Source organism: Luteimonas saliphila (genome assembly GCF_016774335.1).
GTDB classification, from domain to species: Bacteria; Pseudomonadota; Gammaproteobacteria; order Xanthomonadales; family Xanthomonadaceae; genus Luteimonas; species Luteimonas saliphila.
Genome location: NZ_JAETWA010000045.1, coordinates 352,127 through 361,591 on the forward strand (window position 1 = coordinate 352,127; position 9,465 = coordinate 361,591).

At 70.4% G+C, this 9,465-nt stretch carries 6 protein-coding genes; 1 reads left to right on the forward strand and 5 read right to left on the reverse strand.

Features of this window, described 5'->3' with window-relative positions; all coding sequences use genetic code 11:
• Nucleotides 1-30 precede the first annotated feature (30 nt).
• The 5 genes from JMO03_RS16960 to JMO03_RS16980 form a co-directional block, all read right to left on the reverse strand.
• Complete coding sequence (locus tag JMO03_RS16960; RefSeq protein WP_202844914.1) at nt 31-1,350, reverse strand: family 8 glycosyl hydrolase; 1,320 nt, start codon at nt 1,348-1,350, stop codon at nt 31-33.
• An 872-nt stretch (nt 1,351-2,222) separates the two neighbouring features.
• Nucleotides 2,223-3,830 (reverse strand): carboxyl transferase domain-containing protein, encoded by a 1,608-nt coding sequence (locus JMO03_RS16965; protein WP_202844915.1) that lies wholly within the window; start codon nt 3,828-3,830, stop codon nt 2,223-2,225.
• Nucleotides 3,831-3,959: 129 nt separating this feature from the next.
• Complete coding sequence (locus tag JMO03_RS16970) at nt 3,960-4,277, reverse strand: hypothetical protein (protein ID WP_202844916.1); 318 nt, start codon at nt 4,275-4,277, stop codon at nt 3,960-3,962.
• A 162-nt stretch (nt 4,278-4,439) separates the two neighbouring features.
• Complete coding sequence (locus JMO03_RS16975) at nt 4,440-4,775, reverse strand: hypothetical protein (RefSeq protein WP_202844943.1); 336 nt, start codon at nt 4,773-4,775, stop codon at nt 4,440-4,442.
• Nucleotides 4,776-4,914: 139 nt separating this feature from the next.
• On the reverse strand, nt 4,915-6,087 hold the full coding sequence (locus JMO03_RS16980) for a thiolase family protein (RefSeq protein WP_202844917.1): 1,173 nt from the start codon (nt 6,085-6,087) through the stop codon (nt 4,915-4,917).
• Nucleotides 6,088-6,234: 147 nt separating this feature from the next.
• On the opposite strand from JMO03_RS16980, the gene JMO03_RS16985 reads away from it, so the two are divergent.
• On the forward strand, nt 6,235-9,078 hold the full coding sequence (locus tag JMO03_RS16985; protein ID WP_238346248.1) for an autotransporter serine protease: 2,844 nt from the start codon (nt 6,235-6,237) through the stop codon (nt 9,076-9,078).
• Nucleotides 9,079-9,465 lie beyond the last annotated feature (387 nt).

Consider the following 9,465-nt stretch of genomic DNA (forward strand, 5'->3'; position numbering starts at 1 on the left):
GTGTTGTTCAATGCGGCCTTACGCGGTGGATCAGCCCGTCGCGTCCGGCGGCAGCCAGGCGCGATAGCGGCCGCTGGCGTGCAACAGCGCCATCAGGTAGAGCATGCCGTCGTAGTAGCGATGGTGGCCGGTCGGCACCGGCCGCTCCCACAGCGCGCGCACGAAGGCCAGCCGTCGGGGATGGTCGGCCGCGAGCCCGGCCACGGCGTTCATCGCTACCAGGCCGGTGGTCTGGCCGCCGCCGAGCGGTTTGCCCTCGAGCGTGTAGAGGCTGACGTAGTCGTCCATGCCCTGGGCTTCGAAGAACGCCTGCAGGCGGTTGGACAGCTCCACCTGGCGCGGATCGGCGCGCCACCACGACCAGTCCATCGACCAGTTCATCGCGCTGCGCCAGGCGTCGTAGCGGAAGTCGGCCGAGTCCGGCCGCCACGAGGCCGCCCACGGCGTGCCGTCGAAGTTGCCGTAGTCGGGCGTCAGCGCGGTGCGCGGGTGGGCGGCGGCCACGAAGTAGTCGCGGCTGACTCGCGCGGCATCGCGCCAGAACGCGCGATCGGCTTCCGGCCCCACGCGCGCCCAGACCTCGTAGAACGCGGGCAGGTGGTAGGACGCATCGGTGCGTGCCGCATTGACCACGTCCGGCGTGAAACGCACCATCTTGGCGTCGTGGTCGAACAGGTTGGTTGCGGTCATCGTGCCGCGATTGGTCGGACCGGTGATCGGCTGCCGGTGCAGCGCGTCGTGCAGCAGGCGGTCGGCCTGCGCGCGGTAGTCGTAGAGGCCTTCGCCGTCGCCCCAGCGCGCCGAGGCGAAGTACAGCGCGGTGATGAAGTATTCCTCGCCGTCGGGCGCGGGCATCTCGTCGATCGGCGTGCCGTCGGTCTTCACCGACCAGGCGAAGTAGCCGTGCGCGGGATGCGCGGGATCGTCGCGATACGTGTGGCTCATCGCCCAGTTCCAGATCGCGTCGAACTCGCGCTTCCGGTCCAGTTGCACCGCGATCATCATCCCGTAGGACATGCCCTCCGAGCGCACGTCGTCGTTGTTGACGTCGAGGATGTAGGCGAGCGGGCCGTGCGCGTTGCGGCCGACCTCGTAGTACAGCGCCTGCTCCTCCGGATCGCCATGGAACAGTTGCGCGAACGCGTCGGCGACCTTGGCGTGGATCTCCTCGGCGCCGTAGCCCGCGTCCGCGAACAGGTCGGGATAGGCGCCGCTGGTGACCGCGCCGACCGGTGCGGCAGGGGTTTCGGTCGCGACCGCGGCGGCGGGGACGGCATCGGCGCGGCCACGATCGCAGGACGCCAGGAACAGGACGATCAGTGCGAACAGGATGCGGCGGGGAAGCGACATCGGATCGTCGACGGCTCGGGACGGCCCGCGACGTTAGCAGATGCCGGACGCCGTCGGGCGACCGGGCCGAGGCCGACCAAGTGCGCGAAGCCGACGCCGCGCGCCGGCGGACGGAACACGATCCCTGTCATCCCGAGCGCAGCGAGGGATCTGCTCCACGGCAGCGGGATCCCTCGCTGCGCTCGGGATGACATCGGGATTGTTGCGAGTCGTTCCGGAGCATGGCGATGCCGGCGCATCGGGCTTGCTGCGAGCCGTCCCGCGTCAACGCGATACCAGTGCATCCGGATTGTTGTAGCCATCCCCGAGGGATCGCGACGCTGGCGCATCTCCTGCGATCCACGCCCCCCAGCGGCGTGGTCGAGGACCCGCGCGCCTACGGACGGGAACACGATCCCTGTCATCCCGAGCGCAGCGAGGGATCTGCTCACGGCGGCAGGATCTCTCGCTGCGCTCGGGATGACATCGGGATTGTTGCGAGCCGTTCCGGAGCATGGCGATGCCGGCGCATCGGGCTTGTTGCGAGCCATCCCGGAGCATGGCGATACCAGCGCATGGGGCTTGTGGCGAGCCATCCCGCGGCATCGCGATACCAGTGCATCCGGACTGCTGTGGGCCATCCTGGGGGATCGCGACGCTGGCGCCTCAAATGCGATCCACGCCCCCCAGCGGCGTGGTCGAGAACCCCGCGCGCCTGCGGACGGGAACACCATCCCTGTCATCCCGAGCGCAGCGAGGGATCTGCTCACGGCAGCAGGATCCCTCGCTGCGCTCGGGATGACATCGGGATTGTTGCGAGCCGTTCCGGAGCATCGCGATGCCAGCGCATCGGGCTTGTCGCCAGCCGTCCCGCGGCACCGCGACGACGCGCCTCACATGCGGAAGACGCCGAACTTCGCCGGCTCGATCGGCGCGTTGAGCGAGGCGGAGATCCCGAGCCCCAGCACGCGCCGGGTATCGGCCGGATCGATGATGCCGTCGTCCCACAACCGCGCGGTCGCGTACCACGGGCTGCCCTGGGATTCGTACTGCTCGCGGATCGGCGCCTTGAAGGCCTCCTCGTCCTCCGCGCTCCACTGGCCGCCCTTGCCCTCGATGCCGTCGCGGCGCACCGTCGCCAGCACGCTCGCCGCCTGCTCGCCGCCCATCACGCTGATCCGCGCGTTGGGCCACATCCACAGGAAGCGCGCGCCGTAGGCGCGGCCGCACATCGCGTAGTTGCCGGCGCCGAAGCTGCCGCCGATCACCACGGTGAACTTGGGCACGCTCGAGCACGCAACGGCCGTGACCATCTTCGCGCCGTCCTTGGCGATGCCGGCGTTCTCGTACTTGCGCCCGACCATGAAGCCGGTGATGTTCTGCAGGAACACCAGCGGGATGCCGCGCTGGTTGCACAGTTCGATGAAATGCGCGCCCTTGAGCGCGCTCTCGGCGAACAGGATGCCGTTGTTGGCGATGACGCCGACCGGATAGCCGTGCAGGTGCGCGAAACCGGTCACCAGGGTCTTGCCGTAGCGCGCCTTGAACTCGTCCAGCTCGCTGCCGTCGACGATGCGCGCGATCACCTCGCGGATGTCGAACGGCCGCCGCGTGTCCTTCGGCACGATGCCGTACAGCTCGCTCGCGGCATACAGCGGCTCGCGCGCCTCGCGCGCCGCGACCGGCACCACCTTGCGCCGGTTGAGGTGGCCGACGATGCCGCGCGCGATTTCCAGCGCATGGCGATCGTCCTCGGCGAAGTGGTCGGCGACCCCGGAGATGCTGGTGTGCACCTCCGCGCCGCCCAGCGCTTCGGCATCCACCACCTCGCCGGTCGCCGCCTTCACCAGCGGCGGGCCACCGAGGAAGATCGTGCCCTGTTCCTTCACGATCACGCTCTCGTCGCACATCGCCGGCACGTAGGCGCCGCCTGCGGTGCAGCTGCCCATCACCACCGCGATCTGCGGGATGTTCTCCGCCGACAGTCGCGCCTGGTTGTAGAAGATGCGGCCGAAATGTTCGCGGTCCGGGAACACCTCGTCCTGCAGCGGCAGGAACGCGCCGCCCGAATCGACCAGGTAGACGCAGGGCAGCCGGTTCTCGCGCGCGATCTCCTGCGCGCGCAGGTGCTTCTTCACCGTCATCGGAAAATAGGTACCGCCCTTGACCGTGGCGTCGTTGGCGACCACCACCACCTCGAGCCCCATCACCCGGCCGATGCCGCAGACCATGCCTGCCGCGGGCGCCGCGCCGTCGTACATGTCCTCGGCCGCGAGCGGGGCGATCTCGAGGAACGGCGAACCCGGGTCGAGCAGGGCGGTGATGCGCTCGCGCGCCGGCAGCTTGCCGCGTTCGGTATGGCGCTCGTGCGCCTTCGCGCCGCCGCCGTCGGCCGCGCGCGCCAGGCGCCGGTCCAGTTCCTCCACCAGGGCGCGGTGGTAGCCGGCGTTGTCGACGAATTCCTGGGAGCGGGGATCGAGTTGCGAGTTCAGGGCCGGCATCGGGGCATCGACGAGCGTGGAAAGGGCAGAGGATACGTGAGCGTGCGCCGCGGCGCGCCGCGCGCGATCCGCGCAAAACGAAAAGGCCCGCACGAGGCGGGCCTTTTCGTCAACGCTTGTGGAGCCGGATCAGTTGCGGGCTTCTTCTTCGGCTTCCGCGGCGGCGTCCTTGACCGCACCGGCGGCGTCGGCGGCGGCTTCGCGGGAGGCGTCGGCGGCGTTCTCCATCGCGGCATCGGTCGCGGCGGCGGCTTCGTCGGCAGCCCGCTCGGTGGCGGCAGCGGCATCGGCTGCCGCCTGTTCGGTCGCGGCGGCGGCATCGGCGGCAGCCTGTTCGGTGGCGGCGGCCGCGGCGGCGGCATCTTCCTTCGCGCCTTCGGCGGTGTTCTTGCAGGCGGCCAGAGCCAGCACGCTGGCGGCGGCGAGGACGAGGAGTTTGGTGTTCAAGGGAGGGCCTCCGGTAGGCAGATGACGGGCAAGGTGGTGTGTCGTGGCGCCGGCCCCGGAACTCCCCGTGGCCGCGCCGGTATTGTGCAGGCAGCGATGTTCAAAAAAAGGAAAGCCGCCGGCGGGGCCGGCGGCTTCCTGTATTGCGTCGGCAAACCCAAATTACGGGTTGGCTTCCTCGGCGGCGTCTTCGGCGTCCTTCGCAGCGTCTTCCGCATTCTCGGCCATGTCGGCAGCCGCATCGGCGGCTTCGGACGTGGTCGCGGCGGCGGCGTCGGCGGCGGCGTCGGCAGCCGCATCAGCAGCAGCGGCGGCGTCGTCGGCAGCGGCCTGGGCGGTCGCTTCGGTCGCGGTGCCCGCAGCTTCGGCGGCTTCGGTCGCGGCATCGGCGGCGGAATCGGCCGCATCGGCAGCGGCGTTCTCGGCCTGCTGCTGGTTGCTGCACGCGGCCAGGGCGAAGCCCAGCGCCAGCGCGAGCAGTGCCTTGTTGATGGTCATATCGATCTTCCTCGTCTGAAAGGTGGCAACGCGCAAAATGCGCGCCGCGAACATGATGACAAGCCCTTGACCGCTGTCAAGCGGGAAGGTGTGGTGATTTTGTCAAAACCGCGTTAACCCAGGCACGGTGTCGACGCCTTCACGCCACCTCGACGGCGATTGCGGTGGCCTCGCCGCCGCCGATGCACAGCGAAGCGACCCCGCGCTTGCCGCCCCGCGCCTGCAACGCGTGCAGCAGGGTCACGACCAGGCGCGCGCCGCTGGCGCCGATCGGGTGGCCGAGCGCGGTGGCGCCGCCGTTGACGTTGATCTTCGCGTGCGCGATGCCGAGTTCGCGCATCGGCGCCATCGCCACCACCGAGAACGCCTCGTTGACCTCGAACAGGTCGACGTCCTCGACCGACCAGCCGACCTTGTCGAGCAGGTTGCGGATCGCGCTCACCGGCGCGGTCGTGAACCACTCGGGTTCCTGCGAAAAGGTCGCGTGGCCGACGATGCGTGCAATCGGTTTCAGGCCGAGCCTGGACGCGTTCTCCGCGCTGGTGAGGATGGTCGCGGCGGCGCCGTCGGAGATGCTCGACGAGCTGGCGGCGGTCACCGTGCCGTCCTTGCGGAACGCGCCGCGCAGGGTCGGGATCTTGGCGATGTCGGACTTGCCCGGCTGCTCGTCGGTATCGACCTCCACCTCGCCCTTGCGGGTGGCGACCGTGACCGGGACGATCTCGGCCTTGAACGCACCCGAGGCGATCGCCGCCTGCGCACGCGTGACCGACTCGATGGTGTAGGCGTCCTGTTCCTCGCGGGTGAAGCCGTACTTGTCGGCGGTGGCCTCGGCGAACACGCCCATCGACTGGCCGTCGTAGGGATTGGTCAGGCCATCCCAGGCCATGTGGTCGACCAGCTTCGCTTCGCCGTAGCGCAGGCCCGGACGGGCGTTGACCATGTGCGGCGCATTGGTCATCGACTCCATGCCGCCGGCGACGACCACGCTGGCCGAACCGGCCCTGATCAGGTCGTGCCCGAGCATGATCGCCTTCATGCCCGAGCCGCAGACCTTGTTGATGGTGGTGCAGCCGGTCGCCTTCGGCAGGCCGGCGGCGAGCGAGGCCTGGCGCGCCGGCGCCTGGCCGAGATTGGCCGGCAGCACGCAGCCCATGATCACTTCCGACACCTCGTCGCCGGACACGCCGGCCTGCTCGATCGCGCCGCGGATCGCCGCCGCGCCGAGCGTCGGCGTCGGCACGCCCGTGAACTGGCCGAGCATGGAACCGATGGCGGTGCGCTTGGCACCGACGATGACGACGTCGTTCATGGGAACTCCGGACCGGATGTGGGGATCGCGATTATCGCGCCGCCCGCTCCCCCGGGGCAAACCGCGGCATGCTGGCGAACCCGTGCGAATGGCGTTATAGAAGCCGCACGGCACGGCGCCGGACACGGATGCGAAGGGGAAAGGGCGATGCATGAGCGGAAGCCGTCGAACTGGATGACGGGTGCGGGGCTGTTGCTGGCGGCCCTGCTGTCGGCCTGCGGCGGCGGCGGGGCCACGCGCCCGGATCCGCCCCCCGCCGCGCCGCCACCCACGCCACCGCCACCCCCGCCGCCGGATCCGCCGCCGACCGTGGTCCAACCGCCCAATCCCGCCTATTCCAACCACCTGTCGTGGACCGGAGCGGGCAGCGCGCACGAGGCGGGACTGAGCGGCGACGGGATCCGGATCGGCGTCGTCGACAGCGGCGTCAACCGCAACCACCCGGCGCTGGCGGGGCAGGTCGTGGCCAACCTGACCTACATCAATCCCAATACCAACGATCTCTCGGTCGACGACTTCCTCGGCCACGGCACCGCGGTCGCGCAGATCATCGCCGGCCAGCGGTTCGGGCAGTGGCCGGGCGGCATCGCGCCGGGTGCGGAGATCGTCTCGGCGCGCATCATCAGCGACGAGCCGCCCGAGGACGACGGCAGCGGCGAGGGCAACGAGGTCGACGGCGCGCTCGGGCTCGCTCCGATCCACCAGCACCTGATCGACCGCGACGTCCGCATCATGAACAACTCCTGGGGCGGCCTGTACTGGACCAACCCGGCCGCGACCGCACCGATTGCCGCCGAGTACCGCCCCTTCATCGTCGACCACGGCGGCCTGGTGGTGTTTTCCGCCGGCAACGCCGGCTTCGACGACCCCTCCGACATGTCGGCGCTGCCGAGCCAGCCCGGCACCGGCGGCACCCGGCCGGCCGCCGACCTGGAGCGCGGCTGGCTCGCCGTGGCCGCGTTGTCCGAAAGCGATCCGACGCGCCTGGCGGACTACTCCAACGCCTGCGGCGTGGCGATGCACTACTGCCTCGCCGCACCGGGCACGGTGATCGTGACCGGCACCGACGACGCGCCGGACGAACCGGAGTACTGGCGCTGGCGGGGCACGTCGTTCGCCGCGCCGATCGTCTCCGGCGCCGCCGCGCTGGTGTGGGAGGCGTTTCCGTACTTCGACAACGACCTGGTGCGGCAGACGCTGCTGGGGACGGCGACGGATATCGGCGAAGCGGGTGTGGATCCGGTGTTCGGTTACGGTCGCCTGGACATCGGGCGGGCGGTCCTGGGGCCGTCGCGACTCGACTGGGGCGATCTCGTCGCCGACTTCGACGGCATCTCCTCGAACTGGGGCAACGCGCTGGCGGGTGAGGGCGCCCTCGTCAAGCGCGGCAGCGGCACGCTGGTGTTGAACGGATCGGCGGGCAATGCAGGTGGAATCCGGGTGGAGGAAGGCGGCCTCCATTCGTATTTCTACGTGCATGGCGACGTGACGGTCAGTCGCAACGCCAGCTACGGAATCGGCATCGCCGTCGACGGAGACCTGCACAACGGCGGCGAGGTGGTCCTGCTGGGCCGGGAGGGTTCGGGCGCGGGGTTGGCGATGTCCGATGTCGGCGGCCACTACAGCCAGACGGCCGACGCAGTCCTTGCCCTGGACATCGGCCAGTCCCTGGGCGCGCTGACGGCATCGATCGACGGTGGCACGCTCCACGTCCGCGGAATCAGGGACGGCTATACCTCCAGCGATCGCGAACCGGTGCTCTCCACGACCCTCGGCCTCGAAGGCCGCTTCGACACGATGACCTGGACCGATTCCCTGTTCCTCGAGGCCATGCTGCGGTACGACGAGTTCGCCGCGTGGCTTGATATCGCGAGGCTCGACGTCGCGGCTGCGGCCAAGGCGTTCAGGGGCGTTGGCGCCTCGAGCCTGTCGGCCGCGCAACGGCTGGAAAACGCCTTCGACCAACTCGATCGAGCGGTCGCCGGAGGACACGCCGCGCCAGGCGATGCATTCCTGCGCGTGGCCGGCGACTTCCAGGCCATCGGCGACGAAGCCACCGCCATCGCCGCCCTCGACAGCCTGTCCGGAGAATCGCATTCGCTCGCGACCACGCTCACCTTCGATGCCGTCGACATGGGGCGTCGTGCGCTGTCCTCGCGCCTGGGCGAACTGCAGCCGGGCACGGAGTACGCCGGGGCGTGGACGCGGTCGCTCGGCCAGGGGGGCGGCGTCGGCCTGGCCGGCGGCGGCTTCCAGCCCGACGGCTGGCTGATGGGCCGGGACCAGTCGCTGGGCAACGGCCTGGTGGCCGGCTTCGCGTTCGGCGAAACCCGCGCCGACGACCGGGTGGGCGGCAACCGCGACCGCAGCCGCGACCGGCAGACGCAGGCGAGCCTCTACCTCGGCCGGCTGTCCGCGGACGGCTATGTCGCGACGCACGCGGGGTTCGGTCGCTTCGACCGCGATATCGAACGCTGGCTGTTCGCCGGCGCGGATGCGCGTGCGGGCGTGTTCGGCGCGTATTCCGGTGGCTACGCCAGCGTCGGTGCCGAAGCCGGGCGGCACCTGCGGCTGGGGGCTTGGCGGCTCACCCCGTACCTCGGCGCGGACCACGTGCGCGTCCAGAACGACGGCTTCGCCGAGTGGGGCAGCGGGTTCGCCTTGCAGGCGCGGGCGGCCACGCTGCGGCGCACGCAGGCGACCGCGGGCGTGCGCGGCGCGTTCGACTGGCGTGGTGCGCGCCTGCACGCGTACTCCGAATGGCAGCAGACGCTGTCGGCAGCCGGGTTCGAGGTCGATGCGAGCTTCGTCGACATCGACAGCTGGTCGCCGCTGCCGCTGGCCGATGCCGCGAAGTCGGGCGGACTGTTCGGCGTCGGCCTGGACGCCCCGCTGGGCCGGGGCGCGTCCGTCTCGCTCGGCCTCGACCAGCGTTTCGGTCCGCGCGGCGACGAACGCACGGGTTCCCTGCGCTACGCGATCGGGTTCTGAACGCCTGCGGTGCGGCGCGGGGAATCCGTCCGCGCCGCTGCCGGGCCGGGAGAGCGGGCACGCCGTCGGGCCCTCCGCTGTCATTTCGACCGGAGGGAGAAATCCCGGAAGCGGAGCGGATCTCTCCCTGCGGTCGAGATGACAGGGGGGCGGAGCAGATCTCTCCCTACGGTCGAGATGACAGGGGGCGGGGCGAATCTCTTCCTGCGGTCGAACGCATGGGTTCGCTGCGCAACGCGATCGGGGTCTGGACGCATGGGCTGCGGCGCGGGGAAACCGTTTGCGCCGCCGCCCGGGAGAGCGGGCACGCCGTCGGGCCCCCTGCTGTCATTTCGACCGGAGGGAGAAATCCCGGAGGCGGAGTAGATCTCTCCCTGCGGTCGAGAT

What these genes read in the sequence shown, in the direction of transcription:
- JMO03_RS16960 (WP_202844914.1), bottom strand. Translation starts at nt 1,350, where the DNA reads ATGTCGCTTCCCCGCCGCATCCTGTTCGCACTGATCGTCCTGTTCCTG.
- JMO03_RS16965 (WP_202844915.1), bottom strand. Translation starts at nt 3,830, where the DNA reads ATGCCGGCCCTGAACTCGCAACTCGATCCCCGCTCCCAGGAATTCGTC.
- JMO03_RS16975 (WP_202844943.1), bottom strand. Translation starts at nt 4,775, where the DNA reads ATGACCATCAACAAGGCACTGCTCGCGCTGGCGCTGGGCTTCGCCCTG.
- JMO03_RS16980 (WP_202844917.1), bottom strand. Translation starts at nt 6,087, where the DNA reads ATGAACGACGTCGTCATCGTCGGTGCCAAGCGCACCGCCATCGGTTCC.
- JMO03_RS16985 (WP_238346248.1), top strand. Translation starts at nt 6,235, where the DNA reads ATGCATGAGCGGAAGCCGTCGAACTGGATGACGGGTGCGGGGCTGTTG.